Source organism: Fulvivirga sp. M361, from assembly GCF_007097395.1.
GTDB lineage: Bacteria > Bacteroidota > Bacteroidia > Cytophagales > Cyclobacteriaceae > Fulvivirga.
This window is the reverse complement of the sequence record NZ_VKDC01000051.1, coordinates 13,063-33,062: the sequence shown is the minus strand read 5'-3', so window position 1 is coordinate 33,062 and position 20,000 is coordinate 13,063. Positions and strand designations below refer to the sequence as shown.

The window sequence follows — 20,000 nt, the reverse complement described above, 5'->3', positions numbered from 1 at the left end:
AAATGCCGTATTTTTATCCCTCATATTTGGGTGTCGTATAAGGTGTGCTTTTTGTTTCTAACTATCTCAAAAATAACACCTTACACCCAAATTATTCACCTACTAATGAATTTTCCGGGTTAAGGTCTTCAACAGCAAATGTGACTTGGGGGATGTTGCTATCGTATTGTATATTAACCGTTTTCCTTCCAACGCAGGCAGAAAGCAAAAGGGCTATTACCAACACGGATATACTTGCTTTCAACGTCTGGCATAGGTGATAAAAACGTAACATAGCTGATGAGTTGACGGGCGGAGTTATTTCTTTTTGTATTGGAATTCGTTCTCAAAATTGCCATTAAGGTATTCCGGTGACCGGGGTACGGCAAACTGGTATTCATAGATGTAATCCATTTCAACCTTTAGATTCTCAGCTTCAAATTCCATGACATGCCCGGCAAAGGTTTCGTCATCTGAAACAAAGTGCAGGTGATAAGCCGCTACGTTGATATTTCCGATGAACTCCGGGCAGAAAAAACCTACCATGGTCCCGGAGAAGTTTTCACGTTCGAAAACCGGGCGATTTGGAATGAGTACATCCAAACCATCCTCGAAAGGTTTATCCTGCTTATTCAAGCCCCCACATTTCATCTTTTTGAAATCCCCATGTATTTTAAAAGCGTAAAATATGTTTTTAGAGGGTAACTGTTCATTGATCTTCTCCCTGAGGCTTTTGTAATTATCTACTTCCTTTATCTCGAAGGATTGCTCCACATCGAAAAATGCGGCATTTGCATACACTATTTTGTCGTCATCTTTGACTCTTGTGACTTTACCGTCTTCCGTTGCCTTAAACAATACTCCATCGAGCATAATTAGTTCTCCGTCAAGTAGATTATATGACCCCAGGGCAATATCTCCTCTTTCTTTTAATTCTTTAGCCGTCAGTTCTCCTTCAAAAATTTTATTAACAAATGCGTACCAAATGGAGTAATGATAGAAGACATCACTTTTTTCTTTTTCGACTATTGTTTCTTCGGTGGAACCCGCAACGGGAACGGAATGCTGGTTTTGATTGCATGCAATCAACAGTACCAAGGCTGTTAAGAATGGATTGAATACTTTCATAGGTCTAAATTTGATATGAGTTTGATACTGTTTATCCTGAAAGAAGCAGTGTTAATTTGAGGTTTTTTTTGGATAAAAACGGCGCATACGTTTGATCTGTAACATTCAGAAGGCAACTGAGAAATAACATCACACCTTGGACTGCAAAGTGTTTTTACTGTTATTAACCGTACATTGATCCGCTAGCTGTCTATTTCCAGGGAGGAGCAGTAAGTTGGTCGATATACTCAAGCGTAGTTTTAAGCTTGGGAAAGGTTTATACCTGATTTCAATCAGGTGGGATTAACGAAAATACCCACTTGGATTTACTTGCAAATATTCCCGGAAAACCACACCTTTGCTATTATTTTTAATTAATCTAAATAAGAATGGAATTGGACGGAAGCATATGCCAGGAAGAATTCGCTGATTTTGTATCTGTAGATGTTAAAGATGACTTCTTACCCATGGAGGAATGTATCTTCAAGAAATGCTGCAAAAAGTACAAGAAGAAGGGTAAACACTGTAAAGGCTGTCCACGTAAATAAATGACAACGGAAACGGTAACATCATCATTAGGAGTGCTTATCTTTAGTACAGATAATACGCATTTGTATCAGTGTGATACTACGGAACAGTTTACACTGGTGTTTTTTGGCCAGAAAGTGGTTTTTCGTTTTTGTGAGTTAATCGTATTTAAATCTAAAATCCGGAAAATTGATCTGTTTAACCTGTTCAATACTGATGTTCCGGATATTGAATTGATACATCTGCCTCATTGCGATCGTTTTTTTGCCCTTTCCACGCTTCAAATACTCGAGTTGAGGGAGTTGTTTTCAGGATCATTTGCCATGATGGAATTGAATAGTATTATCCAGCGGCGAATTGTAAGAAAGGCCCTTTAAACTTTATTTTGACTAAGTATAAATTGATTTCATTTGTTCGTAAAAAGCAACTTTTACTCATGATTTCGGTTTCTTTACCTGATAGACTATTGATAAAATGAAAGATATTTTAAGAAGACATCAAGTGCTTAGTGAGGAAATCACTGACATTTTAAATAAACAAGTCAAGATAGAAGCTCAATCATCAGCCAGTTATTTAGCATTGGCGGCCTGGTGTGATGTACGTGGTTATGACAACTGCGCTGCTTTTTTCTTTAAGCAGTCCGAAGAAGAGCGTAAGCATCAGATGAAGATTTTCCGCTACCTGACAGATATGGAGTGTAATGCTATTTCACCCGCAGTAGCTGAATCACAATATGAATTCGGTTCGCTCAGAGAGGTATTTGAAAAAGCGCTTGAAATGGAAATTAGTGTGACAGATGCTATTCATGACATTGTGAGGGCTTGTCGAAAAGCCGGAGACATCGCTACTGAGGAATTTATGCGTTGGTTTGTGCAAGAGCAGATTGAGGAAGAGTTTGTAGCACGAAGAACACTTGAATTATTTGATGTGCTTGGAGAAGATAAAATAGCGCTGGGAATGATAGAAGAACGTGTATTGCACGTTGAATACGACGGGGGAGAAGAAGGATAATAGACTTAAAAGCCTGCTGATTAAAGGGAAGTTCTGACTCAGGACTTCCTTTTTTTATGATATTCTGAAGACATTGCTTTTATGAGAATACTCCTATTCCATAACTTTTGGTTTTTTATCAATACCCATTAGGCACCTGGTGAACTATTGAATCGCCGAAAAAATACTAAATGATCTTATTCTCAAAAATTGACAGTGATTATTTTCACGGTTTTAGCTTCACTATGCGAAAATTAATGCTGCGATATATGGCAGTAAATTGTTTTCAGAACCATTTGAGACCTGGGGTGGATGGAGTTGTAATGAAGGAACCATTAGCAGCCAGTGAGCGTGCTACGCTACCGGATAACTGAGATTTTTCATGGATGAGATGAACAAAAACATGCCGGTTGCTTGAATATTTCATAAAGATTGGCTTAACGTGAATAGTCTGATATCCATGTTTTTTCCCTTATTATTGATTTTTTGTATCATATAGTACAATAAACTGATGAGAGACGTATCAAATTTTATGGTCTTTTTTCTACTTTTAATGTTAAGTCTATCTTTCAGAAAATCAATCGATTAGCGTTTTAAGGTTAACCAATGATGAGCATTTATAAGATATAAAAAACTAAATTTTAATACTAAATTTTAAATTTAAATCTAAGTTTTATTAAAATTTATATTCTTTTTGTTTTGTAAAAAATGATAATGAAGTTGCCAAGAAACGTTATTTTTAGGTATTAAGTATGTTTGTGTTTCAGAACTACTGTATAGTATTTTTTTACTATCTTTTCAACTTTGTTCTGTAAGCGCATGTTAGGTTATGTGACGTAAAAAGGCATTTTTTCATCTATTTTAAAGGCAAACTCCATTTATGGCGAAGCTCAAAAACATCATCAAGCAGTTGTCGATTAAGGACTATGAATCTATTAGAGATTCTTTATTAGAAAGTAACGCTGACAAGTCGGCGTATTTGTTACAGGCTATGAGAGAGCGGCAACTCTCGGATACAAAGATCATGAACGAGCTCGGTGTTAATACAAATGCCTACTATACGCTAAGGTCCAGGTTAAACCAAAAGATAGAAGATTATCTGATCCAGATCATGGAAAGCCCCAGGACAGATATTCTAAAGAAGGTCGCTAATATTAATGAGATCATTTTTACCAAGAAAAGGGCTATTGCTGCGGCTACGTTAAAAAAACTGGAGAAGGAATTGCTGGATTATGATCTTTCCAACGAGTTGACTATTGTTTATAAGTCACTCAAGAAAATGCATATACATGATCCTGAGTATTACCACTATTCTCAGCAATACAACAGACATGTAGCTTACATGCTTGCAGTGGATAAAGCCGAAGACCTGCTGGCAGAATATTTTAAGAAATACGGTGAATTCACCCTTTCAGGTGAGGATTCTGATAAACTAGGACTGACGTTACTAATGAAGGAGATGGCCAACGTGAGTGCATTGTATGAGTCGCACAGGCTGTATGTTTATCAAAGTTGCATTGTAATATTTCATCAACTTTTTGTGGATCAGGAAGAGAGTATGGATGAAGATGTGGAGCCCATTGAAGATATACTTCATAATGTAGAGAAGATATTCAAATCATATCAGTTGGATTCTATCTATTACCACATGAACCTTGTGTTCGAGTTTTTAAAGCTTGAATACTATAATCATTACAAAGTATATCGCAAAGCAGAAAGATATTTTGAGGAGGTCAATGATGCTGCAAGTAACCTTCTTACAAATTACACACTTTATACGCACCCTTCTCAGTTTCTTGTGACCAAAGTACATCGTCATTTGAGAGTAGGTACAGAGGCAGAAATGTATGAAGAGAATGAAGGGATGTTCCATGATTACGAGGCGGACAAGCAGGACACTCCAACCTATCTCACATACGTTATGTACCGTGCTATATCTTGTTATTACGCTAATAATTATGAAGAGGCTAGCAGATGGATCAATAACCTGCTCAATGAGGTGAGCTTAAAAAAGTATCCTTATGTCCAGCTGGAAATAAAGATCATCCTTGCTATACAATATGCTATGATGAGCGATTTTGATCTGTTTAATCAGTTGATCAACAGTATTCAACGACAGGTACGTTTACTGGGTAAAGACACCTGTGAACACGTAATCATTTTATCCAAAATACTCAAAGTAGCTATCAGTGATGTGAAAAAGAATAAAGCTGATAAAATACGGACAATGATGACGAAAATATCTGTAATAGATACGCCTCACTTTGCTCTCTCGAATCTGATCAAAAGGGATGAGAGCTTTGTACAACGTATGTGCGAAAGGCCTTAAGTTTTTAAAGCTTAATGTTTTCCAGGCTTTCCTGGGACAATGGTTTGTTAATATACAACTTCACATAGCTGTACTTCTTGGATTTGTTCATATCCTGTGGATTGATAGATGAAGTAAGCATCACAATCTTACATTTCTTTCGGGTATTTTCGCCGAGCTTCTCAAATTCATCAAGAAATTGGAACCCATCCATTAAAGGCATGTCGATGTCCAGAAAAATTACTTCCGGTAGTACCTGATCAGCTATGTCGTCTATCTTCTCAATGTTTTTAAGAAATTCGATAGCACTTTTTGCACCCGTGTGAGTATAAATATAGGTGGCAATATTAGCCGCCTCTATCATTTTCTGGTTGATGAGATTGTCGATTTCATTGTCATCAATCAACATTACAGAGTGATATCTTTTTTGCTTATCGAACATAGATTTTTTATATGATATTCGCTAAAGTTAAACTAAAGCTCTGCAATCTCAAAATTATACACAGGGCCCGATTGGCATTAAAAAATGACAAAACGGCTACAGAAGCCTATTGTGGGTTACGCCAAAAAGGTTCTGTTTACGTAACCCACTGATAATCAATTTAACAAATCTGCAAAAGATATTGTTTCCCGCCGAAATTCCGGATATTCAATAATTCGACGAATGACATGATTCTATAGATTAAACTGTATACCTTGTGCCAATGGAAGTTCAGTGCCATAATTAATAGTATTTGTCTGCCTGCGCATATATACTTTCCAGGCATCTGATCCTGATTCCCTTCCTCCTCCGGTTTCCTTTTCACCGCCAAATGCTCCGCCTATCTCGGCCCCTGATGTACCTATGTTGACATTTGCGATGCCACAATCTGACCCTCCATGAGATAAGAAATGTTCTGCTTCCCTTACGTGTGTGGTCATAATAGCGGAAGATAATCCCTGAACCACCCCGTTTTGCATTGATATGGCGTCTTCTATTTTTTTATACTTTATAAGATATAGAATTGGTGCGAAGGTCTCTGCCTGTACTATATCCATGCTGTTTTCTGCTTCTGCTATTACAGGCTTAACATAGCAGCCGGAGCGATAACCTTCCCCTTCCATTACTCCTCCTTCTACCAGGATAGTCCCTCCCTGGCTTTTTATTTCTTTAAGGGCAGTGCTATACATATCTACTGCCTGTTGGTCAATTAACGGTCCTACATGATTTGCCTCATCCAATGGGTTTCCGATTTTTAGTTGAGTATAAGCAGCAGCCAGCTTGTCTCTGACGGTATCATAGATGGACTCATGAATGATTAACCGTCGTGTAGAAGTACAACGCTGCCCACAAGTACCTACAGCGCCAAATAGCGCTCCCATAATAGCTATATCCAGGTCTGCATGTTCTGAAATGATGATGGCATTATTACCCCCAAGTTCCAATAAAGACTTACCAAGTCTGGCACCTACTGCTGCGGCTACTTTTTTACCCATACGTGTAGATCCTGTAGCAGAAATTAGTGGTATGTTAACGTCGTTACTGAGTAGTTCGCCAATGCGATAATCGCCGTTAACAAGGCATGACACACCTTCAGGGACGTTATTTTCAGCAAATACCTTACTCACGATCTGCTGACAGGCAATGCCGCATAAAGGTGTTTTTTCAGAAGGCTTCCAAATACATACATCACCACAGACCCATGCAAGCATCGTGTTCCATGACCATACTGCTACGGGAAAGTTAAAAGCAGAAATTATTCCTACGATACCTAAAGGATGATATTGCTCGTACATCCTGTGCTCTGGCCTTTCAGAGTGCATGGTAAGACCATGTAACTGACGTGAAAGTCCTACCGCAAAATCACAGATGTCAATCATTTCCTGAACCTCTCCTAAACCTTCCTGGTAGGATTTACCCATCTCATAAGATACCAACTTACCAAGTGGCTCTTTTTGTGCCCGTAGTTCATTACCGATCTGGCGAACAATTTCTCCTCGCTTAGGAGCAGGTAACAATCGCCAGCTTTTAAAAGCTTCTGAGGCTGTTTCAATGACTTTTTTATATTGCTCTTCTGTGGTCTGGTAAACTTTTCCGATCAGTTTGCCATCTACGGGAGAGTAAGATTCTATATATTTACCAGTACCTGAAAGCCATTGGCCGCCAGTAGAAGTTCCATGGTTTATTTCTTCAATTTTTAACGCTCTTAAAGCATTAGATATATTATGGTTGTCCATCGTTTGAATTAGTTTGGCTGGCCAAAGCTATTTAAAATGCGAATCAAGTTTGCATTGAAACTAATAAAATAGAAAGCGAAATGGTAAAGATGTTTGCATGGCGTGCTTCACCAATCTATTCCGAACACGTTCTTCTCACCATTGGGGTTAATTCCTTCGATAAGTATGCCCCCATTTTTGTTTTTCAGGATTCTGTGAAGGTCTGCTACGTCTGCAATAGTCAATTTGTCAATAGAGGTAATTACAAAACCATTCTTTATGCCGGCGTCCTGCCATTTTCCAACACCAATATCTTTGAGTCTTACGCCACCATTTACATCTAACTTATTCATTTCAGTGAGTTCCAGGTTTTCAAGTAGCGCGCCTTCCAGATGTTTAGGATAGATAGTTTTGACTATCTCTGTAGTTCCTTCTGTATTACGCAGTGTTGCTGTCACACTTCTTTGCTTATCGTTTCGAAGATAAGTGACTTTTATTTGGTCACCAGGGCGATTGCGAGCTACAAATTCTTGTAATTCTGAAACATTGTTGACAGTCATGTCGTCAATGGCCACAATCACATCACCTTCTTCTATACCTGCTTCTTCTGCGGAGCTATTGTTATTGACACCACTTACAAAAACCCCACTTACCACCTTTAAATCTCTGGCCCTGGCCAGTCTAGCATCTACATCACCAATTCGGATGCCGAGCAAACCACGCTGGACTTCCCCGAATTCCAGTAGATCGTCCATTACCTTTTTAACCAAAGCTACAGGTACGGCAAAGGAATAGCCTGCATACGTGCCTGTAGGTGTCGCAATGGCTGTATTAATTCCCACCAACTCACCTTGAAGGTTTACCAGCGCTCCTCCACTATTACCAGGATTGACAGCAGCATCAGTCTGAATGAAAGATTCAATTTGCAGGTTACTTTTGTCACGTAAAATCCCGATATTCCGTGCTTTGGCACTCACTATTCCAGCGGTGACGGTAGAATTTAAGTCAAAGGGATTTCCTATGGCTAGAACCCATTCTCCCGGAGATATCCTGTCAGAGTTACCATATTGGATAAAGGGGAGCTGTTCCAAAGCATCGATTTTAAGTAGTGCCAGATCCGTAGTCGGGTCCGTGCCCATTATTTTAGCACGAAAACTACGATTGTCATTCAACACTACTTCAATCTCACTGGCATCTTCAATCACATGATTATTAGTAGCGATGAATCCATCATCTGAGATGATCACTCCCGACCCGGAGGACTGTGAAGGGTTATTGAAAAGACCATCAAGCGGATTGATACTATACCCCCCTGAAGAATAAGAAGAACGGATATGTACTACTCCTGAGGTAACCGAACGTGCAGCATTTACAAAGTTTATGCCTTTTGGGATAATCGTTGAAGAATCGAAGAGGTTGGCTACGGGGATAGTCCCCTTTTTTTGACGATCACTGATGGATAAAGCAGAGAATTTCGTGGCTACCGGTTCATTGTCAATGTATGACAGTATTATCAAGGCGGATAAAAAAGCCCCGAATACCGATGAAGCAAACATGGCAAGAAATAGATAGCGATTCTTCATAATTAGTAGTTAAGGTTTTTAAGTTAACGCATCTTACTACCAATCAGTTTTAAAATTCTTCAAAGCGTACTATTTCTTTTCGTCAATGAGTTTTTTTAACTCAAGGTATTCGTCACGCAGCCTGGCGGCCTCTATAAAATCCAACTCTTTTGCGGCCTTCTCCATGGCTTTTTGAGTAGTAACAATCAGTTTTTTCAGCTCATCTTTACTCATATATGAAACAACAGGGTCTGCTGCAATGGATTGTGATTCATCTTCCATGTAGTATTTTACAGATGACTTCTTTTTGTCAGCAACCTTGGTCTGTTCTAGGATAGATTCTCGCGACTTAATAACGGTTTGAGGTACGATACCATGTTTTTCGTTGTAGGCACTCTGTATGCCTCTCCTTCTATAAGTTTCATCAATAGCCGTTTGCATGGAAGGCGTGGTTTTGTCAGCATACATCACTACACGTCCGTTAGCGTTACGCGCAGCCCGTCCAATAGTTTGGACCAATGAGCGCTCATTACGTAGGAAGCCTTCTTTATCGGCATCTAAAATTGCCACAAGTGATACTTCTGGAAGGTCCAGCCCTTCTCTCAACAGGTTCACACCTACTAATACATCAAATACGCCCAGGCGCAGTTCCCGTAAGATCTCTACTCGATCCAACGTATCTACTTCACTGTGTATATAGCGGCATTTTACATTAGCGCGTTCCAGAAATTTGGTAAGTTCTTCGGCCATTCGTTTAGTGAGTGTTGTAACTAACACTCGCTCTTCTTTTTTGACTGTCTCGTCGATTTCCTCCAGAAGGTCATCTATTTGGTTGACACTGGGCCTGACATCTATTTCAGGATCCAATAGGCCCGTAGGACGGATAATCTGTTCTACAACTACGCCTTCAGATTTTCTTAGTTCATATTCACTGGGAGTAGCGCTGACATAGACCACCTGGTTCATCAACGACTCAAACTCATTGAAAGTCAGAGGCCTGTTATCCAATGCAGAAGGTAGTCTGAAACCAAAATCTACCAGGTTCACCTTTCTGGATCTGTCACCACCCCACATAGCTCTAACCTGGGGTACAGTAACATGACTTTCGTCTATAACCATAAGATAATCATCGGGGAAATAATCCAGCAGGCAAAAAGGTCTTGCACCAGGTTTACGCCGGTCAAAATAACGTGAATAGTTTTCCACACCTGAACAGTAACCCAGTTCCCGCATCATTTCAAGATCGAATTCTGTTCTTTCTTGTAGTCGTTTTGCTTCAAGATGCCTTCTTTCGGTTTCAAATTGATTTACCTGTGCGACTAAGTCATCTTGTATTTCATGTATAACTTGTTTTAGCTGATCTTTTCCGGTGACGAACAGGTTAGCGGGGAAAATGGTAATACTTTTTTCATCCGATATCTTTTTGCCCGATGATGGTTCAATTCGTTGAATGGCCTCGATCTCGTCGCCCCAAAAAATAATTCTATAAGCAAAATCCCCATAAGCAATGTATATATCTACGGTATCTCCCTTTACCCTGAATGTACCGCGCTTAAATTCGGCTTCTGTGCGGCTGTATAAGATATCAACCAGTGAAAACAAAAGCCTGTTTCTGGCAATTGATTCACCAGTAGTCAGTTGTACTACATTTTTTCCGAATTCTTCAGGGTTTCCAATACCATAAATGCATGATACAGAGGCTACGACCAGGACATCTCTTCGTCCCGTGAGTAATGATGACGTGGCGGCTAACCTAAGTTTTTCTATCTCGTCGTTAATGCTCAGGTCTTTTTCAATATATAAATTTGAATTGGGAATATAGGCTTCGGGCTGATAGTAATCATAGTATGAAATGAAATATTCTACCGCATTTTCAGGGAAGAATCGCTTAAACTCTCCATATAGCTGGGCCGCTAGTGTTTTATTATGGCTAAGTACAAGAGTGGGACGTTGTACTTTATTCACAAGATTGGCTATTGTAAATGTTTTACCTGTTCCTGTTGCTCCCAGTAATGTTTGAAAAGGTTCGTTGGACTCAATGCCATCTGCTAATTGACGAATTGCTTCAGGTTGGTCACCGGTAGGTGTGTAGTCACTTGATAATTTAAAATTCATAGCCCTACTGCATATTGATTGCAACAAAGCTATGATTCTTAGTGAATATAATCGTCAAGTTGCAGCTACCTTAACAAGATCAGGGGTGAGGAGCGGTTAAGATAATCTGTGAACCGAGAAGGATAGAAACTATAACTTACAGCCTCTATCCAGGTCTTTTGGTTTAAACTACTTCTTTGGCCTGAAGAAATTTTTCGGCTTGCTTGTAGTCATTGAAATACTGGATTATATCACCATCAGATGATACATTTTTAGCAGACAGTTCAGCGAAGATATTCGAAGATAGTACCCAGGCAAAATTTTTCAAGCCTTCGTCCATCATCTTTGGGAACCATACACTGCTCACCCATTCCGTGGCACCTTGCCATGGTCCGGTTACCTCGCTGTTGTCATTTAATACGTTGTTGCATTGCGGTCGTTCTTTGAACAATTTTAAGATTTTTTCACAACCATCCATGACGTTTTCGACGGTTTGAAAACCGATCCAATGGTCATACATGATGTGCTTTTCCTCATCATACAAAATTTCAATGTGCTTCTCTTTTAATAAAGTTACTTTACCCATGATCCTAAAATTTATTTAAATTCAAAATTTATGATTTTGTCGTAATTACAACTATCAATTTTTGCTCAAAAATTACACAGAATATTAATTACTTAATGAACTAGTGTTTCAACCGTATATTCGGTTATATGAATTAATTAAATATCTGTAAATCAACTTTTTGTGATTTTTTTTTGGCAAAAAAGTGACTTTAAAATGATGTAATGAATTACACATAATTGAAGCCTTTTCTTAGAAAATATCTATTATTTGAATTTTATATTATGTATAAAACCGTGAAAATGAATTTTAGTTTTTATTTTATGAGCTTTTTTTTGAGTTGTGATTCCCTAACTGTCTAGTTAATAGGGGAAAGTGACTTGATTGTTCACTTTATCTTCCATCTATTTTCTGTGACGTTCCCATTCTAATATGAACTCCAGTTTTTGCCCTTTGGCCGACATAGGGGGGGTGGAGAGTGTAAGTCTGTCGTCTTTGATTTCTGCATACCGTCTTTGAGTATTATTTTGCCAGTTAGGAAACATGGATCCTTCTACTTCGTGCACCATGATATTGGGTTCTTCCAACCTATATTTACCATAGTAAGCCAGGTAACTCTCGTAAGCAGGGACGATCTCCTCGACCAGGCCATCAAAGTGATCATTTTTAGAAAAAATTGCACGATTGGGTTTGTGAATTTGTACGTTCATATACCCCTCATTATCATACATAAGAATACCACAAGGATTAGCATCGTAGTAGATGACTTCATTCCCTTCTTCATCCTTGTATATCCAGGAAAGGAGCTTCCATGTGCCAACTATTTCGGTAAGTAGATCAGTTTTTAGTTGTTCTTCCATAGGGTTTTTTATTAGTAGATTGATTTAATTAACTATTTACCTTGACAGTTTCTTGGATTAGTTGACTCATTCGTACGTTTAGGAGTGCCGTAACATATACAGTATCATTGTAAATGTAGTAATGGCCTCCCGGGCGCTCGATAAATTGAAACCCTTGTATCATGGCTTCTTTCTGCCAGGCCAGCATGTGATTTTTACTGACTCTATCGTCTTCTTCTCCTCGTATGGCTACTAAAGGTATAGACAGGTTGATACTTTCATCATAGTTGTAACTGCTAAGCAGCGAAAGGTCACTGCGTAGCGTTTTTACGAGTAATGTACGTAGTTCTTTATCCTGAATTTTTTCTTCTGACATATGGGGAAATAACGCGACTAAATCAGCTTCTGACATTCGATGATCAAGACTCTTTTTATCATACAGGCTCAAATGTGGCATCGATGATATAAACAACGCCTCGGGCTCGGGCATTTGTAATGACTTCAATTCTCTTACTGCCAAATAAGCCAGCATTCCTCCCATACTATGGCCAAAAAATGAGAATGGCTTATCCATCAATTCTTCCAAGGATGGCATAAGGTCTTGCAGGAAATCCTCTATGGTCTCATAAGTATCTATTGATGAACGATGACCTCTACCTGGTAATTCAAATAGTACTAATTCTGTTTCCGGGCTAATATGATCTTCCCAAGTGTTGAAAAGAGTAGAATTTCCTCCGGCATCGTGAAAGCAGAATAGACGCTTTTGGGCATTGGCATTAGGTTTTGGTATTATGAAAGGAGATGCTTTTTTTCGATTCGTTGCTGCTATTTTAAAATCATCAATGAGTTTTTCCAGGGCAAATTCCGCATAGGCTGATATTGTTGGATTTTCCCAGAAATCAGAGATTGAAAGTTTTAGAGATAACGCTTTTTCGAGTTGATTACGAAGTTGCACGGCCATAATGGAGTCAACGCCTAATCCTTTGAATGTCATATTCAAACCAATTTTATTGGCGTCTGCTTTTATGATAGACGCTACTGACCTCACCAGGTGCTTCTGAAGTTGCTCCTTCTTTTCATCCAGGGTGGGCAGCAGTTTTATAAGGTTGGTTAAATCTACTTCCTGATCTTCTTGTAGATTTTGATTACTTCTAACTTCCTCGAAATAGTTGCTCCTGGATAGATAAGGATACGTTTGTACTATTCTTTCTACATCCATATCAAATATTCCCAGTTGATACCTCTCTAAATTTGAGATCATCCCATATGCTCCGAGCAATACCGTTTTATTTTGAACGAGTAGGTCTTTCCATTTGGTGGAAGTAGCCTTATCATTTTTAGGTTTAGGTACAGAAATATAAGAGAACCCTCCCCAGTTAATGCTGATAACCGGTAATCCTTTTGCCTTTCTCAGTGCACCAAGCTGATCCATGAAGGCATAACATGCTGCACTGTTTCCATGTTCACCGGGGCCTATCATAGCTGAGGCTGATGAGAGTAAAATGAATTTTTCCACTGGAATTTCAAGAGAAAGCTTATGTAAGTTCCATGAACTTTTGATCTTCTCGATAATAGCCCGGGTATATACCGGTGAAGACATATGGGTACCCATCGGTTTTATATGATGAACGATACCCAATAGAGGTGAATCACTTTCTATATTCCTGATAACGCTCAAAAGAGTAAGGTAATCAGTAGTATCGATGTTTTTAATGCTTAGTTCTGCGCCTGCCTGGGTGAGTTCTTCGACTTTTTCGATAAATCTGCCAGACGATTGATCATTTTCTACCAGTAGAAATTTTCTCGCTCCTTGCGAAAACATCCATTTGATGTAATGGAGACTGGTACGATTCAGTTCAGTTACCAGATAATACCCTTTAGCCGAAAACTCGTTTTTTTGTAGCTGTATAACGTTTGGACGGTAATGATCTAAGCGTGCATAATAGTGTTTTCCATTTCTAATGCCGATTTCCCGTTCATTACGATCACCAAATAACATTTCATTGATCAAATTTTCTGTATCATTAACATCTTTTAGGGTGTCAATGACCCGGATGTTACAATCTGCCTGCTCATTAGCCAGCACACGTACATAGCCGAGTAAGGGTGCGACGGCCAGATTGATGTCATTTTCCAGACTTTGTGCATTTTCTGTTACTATGCAGATGTCAAGACCTGTTTTATCTTCCATCTGTTTTTCTACAGCACTTACAATCGAGGTGAGGTTTTGGTAATGCTGGTTACTAAAGGTATCCAGTTCCCGGTTATTCTGATCAAATCTATCCAAAGCATAAATAATCCCTTTTAGATGACCTCCTGTTTTTACCAATACCGATTGGATGAGTGATACGTATTGATCCGGACTATTGAAATCTATTTCGTAGAGCCCTTCTTTTTTCTCGAGGAATGAAGTGCCATTTTGTACCGTTATAATGGTAATATCTTTCAGTGCCAACTGGTAATGAATTTCTTGGGCTTTTTCATCACTATGTTCAAAAAGTAACCAGGTATCTGTTTTGGCGGCAGTGGCTGGTGGCGTTGCCCTTACTCCATTGTTTTCAATCCATTTCGTTTTATAATAGAGCTTATCTTTTGCTACATCCGAAACAGGGAAGCTTATTTTGCCATTTAGTTGCTGGATCAGGAGGACTGGTCTTCCTTCATGATCAAATAGTACAAGATCCGCACCAATTATTCCTTCCCGCTGATTTTCCAACATACGGAATGAAGAATTAGCATAGATCCGAAAGTTTTTGCTTAAGTCTATGTCTTCCAGCAATAGCAGTGTACCCAGACTTGTTATGGTAGTAACACTTTCGGAATGCAACCGATCATCCGTTAATATTTTAGTATATATAGCTTGAATACAGCTCTCCAGCAGCGATGGGGGTATGCTCAACGCCTGGGTGGTGTTGGTGGTTTCATGATCTAATGCCAGGTTCGCCAGTATTTGATTTCCATTCAGTTTCAGCTCATGTACACCTTGTAAGCCCGGGCTGTATTTTATTCCTCTTTGTTCCAGAGAATTGTAAAACTCTTCTTTTTTAACGATTTCATTCCATTCCAGTCCGTCTATAATAGGAAAGTCTGCTTTATGGTGTTCTTGCACTTCTATACAACAATACTCACCTCTTAATATCAAAATCCAATCGTTTTTATATGCTTCTGTTAAATTGCTGTAGTAACATTCTAACTTCCCTTTTTTCGGGCCGTCTTCTACAATTTTTACCTGGAACCTGACATTTTTCACCTCATTGATCAGGACCATTCGCTTGAAACTTAACTTGCGAAGCGCATGGTTTTTATCAGGTTGCAGATCGTTCAGCGCTGCTAACATGACCTCTATGTAGAACGACGGGGGCATGACTGTTCTGCCTCCTACATTTTTCTCCATGAGAATGGTAAACTGTTCTAAATTTATTTGTTTTTCCCAATAATGGGTTTGGCGCATTCCTCCCAGTACCATCTTTTCTCCTAGCCAGGGGTGATTGTGTGTGGCCAGGTTTGAGCTCTCTCCGGCAGGACCTGGTTTTATCTCGTAACTTTCTTTCTGAAAAGGATAGCCTGGTAACTCGAGATCTGGCGCTTTTTTCGTTCTGTAATAGCGGCTCCAATCTATATTGACCCCTTGATCGAAGAGTAAATTGAAGTTGCTGAGAATTTCAGTTAACTCAGACCTTTCCTTATGCAAAGAGTGACAGACTACTGCACTTTTTGCTTTACTTGCGTCAAGACATTCATTAATGGAAGTGGTAAGCACCGGATGTGGACTTACTTCAATGAACACTTTATGATCCTCCTTAACCAATTGCTCCATAACAGAAGCAAATCGTACACCATTTCTGAGATTACTGACCCAATAATCCGCATTAAGTAATTTGCCATTTACCTTTTGAGATAAAACGGTGGAATAAATATCTGTGTGACTGTCCAGTGGCCATAAGCTATTGAGTGCCTGATGTAAGTCGCCTTTCAATGGATCCATGTGACTGCTATGAGAGGCTACATTTACTTTGACCTGTCTGGCAAAAACATCTTTCTCTTCCATCTCAGCAAGCATTTTCTTTATGGAAGGCTCATCTCCGGCCAATACAGTAGATTTTGGACTATTATTGACTGCAACAGAAAGAGTTGGATAACGTTCTACAACTTTTTGGGCTTCTTCCACGGTTAATTCGGTAACGGCCATTGCGCCATTACCGCTTACAGTCTTCATGAGTTTGCTACGTGTGCAGATCACATTGGCTGCGTCATGTAAGGAGAGACTTCCGGATATATAGGCCGCGGCAATTTCACCCATACTATGGCCTACCACAGTATCCGGAGTTATACCCCATGATTTCCATACTTCTGCCAAAGCAATTTGTACTGCACAGAGAATAGGCTGAACAATATCTATTTCACGTAATTCGTCCCTGTTGCCGTATAGTTTATCTATTAACGACCAGGAAGTGTATTGGGAGAATACTTTATCACATAGATCCAGTGTACGTCGGAATGTTTCCTCTTTTTCATACAGGGCTTTCCCCATTGCAGTCCATTGTGATCCTTGACCTGGAAAGATGAAAACAATTTTACCCGTCTTGATCGCATCAGCCGGAGCTACGCTTTCGTTTGAAGACAAGAATTCTTCCATACCGGAGATCAATTCATCTTTACTCGTAGCCTGGAATAATTTTTTGTACTCAAACGCCGGTTTGATGATAGAAGTGGCTACGCATGTCTCTTCAAGAGTTAAACTATTGCTTTCATGTTGTTCTGTCAGATAATGGATATAGTTTTTTACATACTCTTTCAATGCTGATTCTGAACGAGCGGATAAGGGTAAGAAATATTGTACCGGTTGATGTTTTTTGTCTCCCTGGTGTATTTCACTCTCTTTTTTCTGATACTCTTCTATAACCACATGTGCATTAGTGCCTCCCCATCCAAAGGAGTTTATTCCTGCTTTGAAGGTTTCTCCATTACTGACAGGCCAGAGCGTATGTTCAGTTTGGACTTCCAGTTTTAGACCTTCAAAGTCGATGGAGGGATTAGGGGTTTTGAAATTCAGGTTTTTAGGCAATGCCTTATTGTTCATGGAAAGTATCACTTTTGCCAGTCCGGCCATACCTGCCGCTCCTTCTAAGTGGCCAATGTTGGTCTTTACCGATCCTATCCGTAGTTTTTGTTTGTTATCTCTTTTATCACCGAAGAATTCGCCTAATGCAAGGCATTCAGTGGGGTCCCCTAACTTGGTGCCGGTACCATGGGCCTCGACGTAATGTACTTCATGTGGTTGAATGCCTGAGCATTCATAAGCCTGTGTCAGTACTTCTTTCTGTCCGGAGACACTGGTGGCTGGTAGGTTAATGTTAAAGCCGTTGTTATTAACAGCACTTCCCTTAATAACCGCGTAGATATGATCTCCATCTTTTTCTGCCTCCTGAAGTCTTTTCAGCAAGAACATGGCGCCACCTTCTCCTCTTACAAATCCATCAGCTTCTGCATCAAAAGTGCTACACTTGCCTTTGGAGGAAAGTCCTCCAAATTTTGAGAGCAGAACGTATTGGTCGGGGTCAAGTAAGTGATTGACAGCACCGGCAAGCCCAATATCAATTGTGCCATCCTGGAGCCCCTGACAAGCCATATGGAGCGCTACTAATGAGGAGGAGCATCCTGTATCAAGTACCAAACTTGGGCCACGAAAACCAAAATAATAGGATATACGATTGGCAATTGCATTGGATGACTGCCCTATGGCAGAATGTGAGGTAATAGCGGCGTTATTATGTTTTCGTTGATGTTCAAAATCACTCCATATATTGCCAACATACACTCCGGCCAATGCACCATTGATGTTGCTTGTTGCCATCTTTGCATTTTCTATGGCAGACCACGTCAATTCCATCATCAACTTTTGTGAAGGATTCATTTCAATGGCTTCAGCAGGAGAGATATTAAAGAATAGTGGATCAAACTTGTTGATATCCTTTAGAAAAGCAGCGTGCTTCTGATTGGTTTTGCCAGGAACCGATCTATCCGGGTGATAATATTTATCATGTTTCCATCGGGAAGAATCAATTTCGGACAGACTTTCTTTGCCACCCGATAACAAATCCCAAAAATTACTCAAATTGTCAGCGCCAGGAAACCGTCCTGACATTCCGACTACTGCAATAGGGTTGTATTTCTTCACGCTAGATATATTTTATTGTTGGATGTAACTGTCTTATATGACAATACAACAATAACATCAATAAGATTTTTTTTATTTCATTTAAAATTAAATAATAGAACTTATGTAAGTTTTGTTTTTACTTTATTGTTAATGGCTATTGATTTTTTTATTATACCTAGCTATATTAACTGACTGATACTCAAATAGTAATTAGATTTGGTGTGCTCACTTTTCTTAGTTTTTGCGCACTAGACCCTATCTGGTGGTGATGTAAGCTTTAATGAATGCAAACGTTGGCTTGTAGAAGATTTTGTTTAACTACAATATTTTGTCACATCACCAATACTTTTTAATACTCATAAAATGATGAGCTAAGTAATACTCTTGCTAGATAATTTTGTGTTTTTTGCTGGAAATCGATCGCATCAAAATACTTAAGTATGATAAAAATTACTTGCACTCTAAGCTCATATCATTTCTTCAATAGCTACTTTTAAAATCAAGGATTTATGATCTGGATCAGTTGGCGTTGAAGGTTTTAGGAGAAAGCCAGGTGTTCTGGTAAGTAGCGCAGTTCTCAATAAAAGTAAAAACTGACCTTTATACGTTTTAACGCAAGGTTTTTGCAAATCGGATGTGGTGTTCAACCTCAGAATCTGGTGTTTTAGACACTTTTTGAGGTATTAACTTTGATTTTCATTTTACTCGCCCAAAAGAAAATGAAACAAAAGGAAAGGGCACCACAGTTAAAGTTCGTTTTCCTCACAAAAAGCACAAAACCAACTCCTTAGATCTGCCTTCAAACCAACCTCAAACGGACCGTACCAGCCGCACAATTTTATGTGAATTACCATGAGTGGCGTACCATAAGTAGGAGGTGGAGACGGTACTTCGGCTTTTTAACATTTCAAGATCAATAAGTGCTTCACTATGCAATACGTTTGTTCCAAATCTCCCAAGACTTATCAGCTTGCAGATGAAGCATTTCTAAACCATTTTTTACGAACGCACCTTTCTTTTTTCCCTTGTCAAGGAACGTGGTGGTCGTTGGGTTATAGACCAGGTCATAAAGGAAATGATTCGTATCAAGAGCAGCATATTTTATCGCAGGGCAACTCTCTACATCCGGAGACATACCTAGAGGTGTGGTATTAATGATCAGGCGATGATTTTTTATGAGGTCTTCCGTTAGTTCATCGTAAGTCACGGTATGCGCTTGTTTTTTCCGTGATACCATAGTATGGCATATATTCATGTCATTCAGTGTTGCAATAACAGCTTTAGAAGCTCCTCCTGTGCCAAGTACCAGTGCCTTAAATGATTGCCCGGCAGGCAACCAATTTTCCAATGAGGTTTTAAACCCATAGTAATCAGAATTGTAGCCATGCATTTGTCCTTCCACAATTTTTACAACATTCACAGCCCCCACTTTTTTAGCACTTGAGTCAAGGTGTGACAGATAAGGAATGATTTCCTTTTTGTATGGAATTGTGATATTAAAGCCTTTCAGTTGACCTTTTTTTAAAAGCTCATCGACTTCACCAATTTCTGAGAGCTCAAATAATTCATATCTATAGTCCTGCAAACCTTCTTTTTGAAATTTTTCAGTAAAAAATTTTTTCGAGAATGAATGAGATAATTTTTTACCTATTAAGCCATAGATAGGCATATT

General features: G+C 39.2%; 13 protein-coding genes. 3 read left to right on the top strand and 10 right to left on the bottom strand.

The window, feature by feature from the left end; translation table 11 throughout:
• Positions 1–91 precede the first annotated feature (91 nt).
• Both FNH22_RS29625 and budA read right to left on the bottom strand, forming a co-directional pair.
• Positions 92–274, bottom strand: a complete 183-nt coding sequence (locus FNH22_RS29625; RefSeq protein WP_143402153.1) for a hypothetical protein — start codon at positions 272–274, stop codon at positions 92–94.
• Positions 275–297: 23 nt separating this feature from the next.
• Positions 298–1,107 (bottom strand): acetolactate decarboxylase, encoded by an 810-nt coding sequence (budA, locus tag FNH22_RS29620; protein WP_143402152.1) that lies wholly within the window; start codon positions 1,105–1,107, stop codon positions 298–300.
• A 527-nt stretch (positions 1,108–1,634) separates the two neighbouring features.
• Between budA and FNH22_RS29615 the strand changes: the two genes are divergently transcribed.
• The 3 genes from FNH22_RS29615 to FNH22_RS29605 all read left to right on the top strand — a co-directional run bounded on the left by FNH22_RS29615 (position 1,635) and on the right by FNH22_RS29605 (position 4,933).
• Complete coding sequence (locus FNH22_RS29615; protein WP_143402151.1) at positions 1,635–1,991, top strand: hypothetical protein; 357 nt, start codon at positions 1,635–1,637, stop codon at positions 1,989–1,991.
• Positions 1,992–2,088: 97 nt separating this feature from the next.
• Positions 2,089–2,625 (top strand): ferritin, encoded by a 537-nt coding sequence (locus FNH22_RS29610; RefSeq protein ID WP_143402150.1) that lies wholly within the window; start codon positions 2,089–2,091, stop codon positions 2,623–2,625.
• Between the two features lie 859 nt (positions 2,626–3,484).
• Positions 3,485–4,933 carry a hypothetical protein gene (locus FNH22_RS29605; RefSeq protein WP_143402149.1) on the top strand — a complete coding sequence of 483 codons (1,449 nt, stop codon included), beginning with the start codon at positions 3,485–3,487 and terminating at the stop codon, positions 4,931–4,933.
• A 4-nt stretch (positions 4,934–4,937) separates the two neighbouring features.
• On the opposite strand, the gene FNH22_RS29600 is transcribed toward FNH22_RS29605, so the two are convergent.
• The 8 genes from FNH22_RS29600 to FNH22_RS29565 form a co-directional block, all read right to left on the bottom strand.
• A complete protein-coding gene (locus tag FNH22_RS29600; protein ID WP_143402148.1) occupies positions 4,938–5,354 on the bottom strand; it encodes a response regulator in 417 nt (138 codons plus the stop codon).
• 233 nt (positions 5,355–5,587) lie between these two features.
• A complete protein-coding gene (locus FNH22_RS29595) occupies positions 5,588–7,129 on the bottom strand; it encodes an aldehyde dehydrogenase family protein (protein ID WP_143402147.1) in 1,542 nt (513 codons plus the stop codon).
• A 107-nt stretch (positions 7,130–7,236) separates the two neighbouring features.
• A complete protein-coding gene (locus FNH22_RS29590) occupies positions 7,237–8,691 on the bottom strand; it encodes a S1C family serine protease (RefSeq protein ID WP_143402146.1) in 1,455 nt (484 codons plus the stop codon).
• A 69-nt stretch (positions 8,692–8,760) separates the two neighbouring features.
• Positions 8,761–10,785, bottom strand: coding sequence for an excinuclease ABC subunit UvrB (gene uvrB, locus FNH22_RS29585; RefSeq protein WP_143402145.1), 2,025 nt, complete (start codon positions 10,783–10,785; stop codon positions 8,761–8,763).
• A gap of 163 nt (positions 10,786–10,948) precedes the next feature.
• Complete coding sequence (locus FNH22_RS29580) at positions 10,949–11,350, bottom strand: hypothetical protein (RefSeq protein ID WP_143402144.1); 402 nt, start codon at positions 11,348–11,350, stop codon at positions 10,949–10,951.
• A gap of 383 nt (positions 11,351–11,733) precedes the next feature.
• On the bottom strand, positions 11,734–12,189 hold the full coding sequence (locus FNH22_RS29575) for a lipocalin-like domain-containing protein (protein ID WP_143402143.1): 456 nt from the start codon (positions 12,187–12,189) through the stop codon (positions 11,734–11,736).
• Between the two features lie 28 nt (positions 12,190–12,217).
• Positions 12,218–18,346 carry a type I polyketide synthase gene (locus tag FNH22_RS29570; protein WP_143402142.1) on the bottom strand — a complete coding sequence of 2,043 codons (6,129 nt, stop codon included), beginning with the start codon at positions 18,344–18,346 and terminating at the stop codon, positions 12,218–12,220.
• 910 nt (positions 18,347–19,256) lie between these two features.
• Positions 19,257–19,997 carry a shikimate dehydrogenase gene (locus FNH22_RS29565; protein ID WP_143402141.1) on the bottom strand — a complete coding sequence of 247 codons (741 nt, stop codon included), beginning with the start codon at positions 19,995–19,997 and terminating at the stop codon, positions 19,257–19,259.
• Positions 19,998–20,000: the final 3 nt, after the last annotated feature.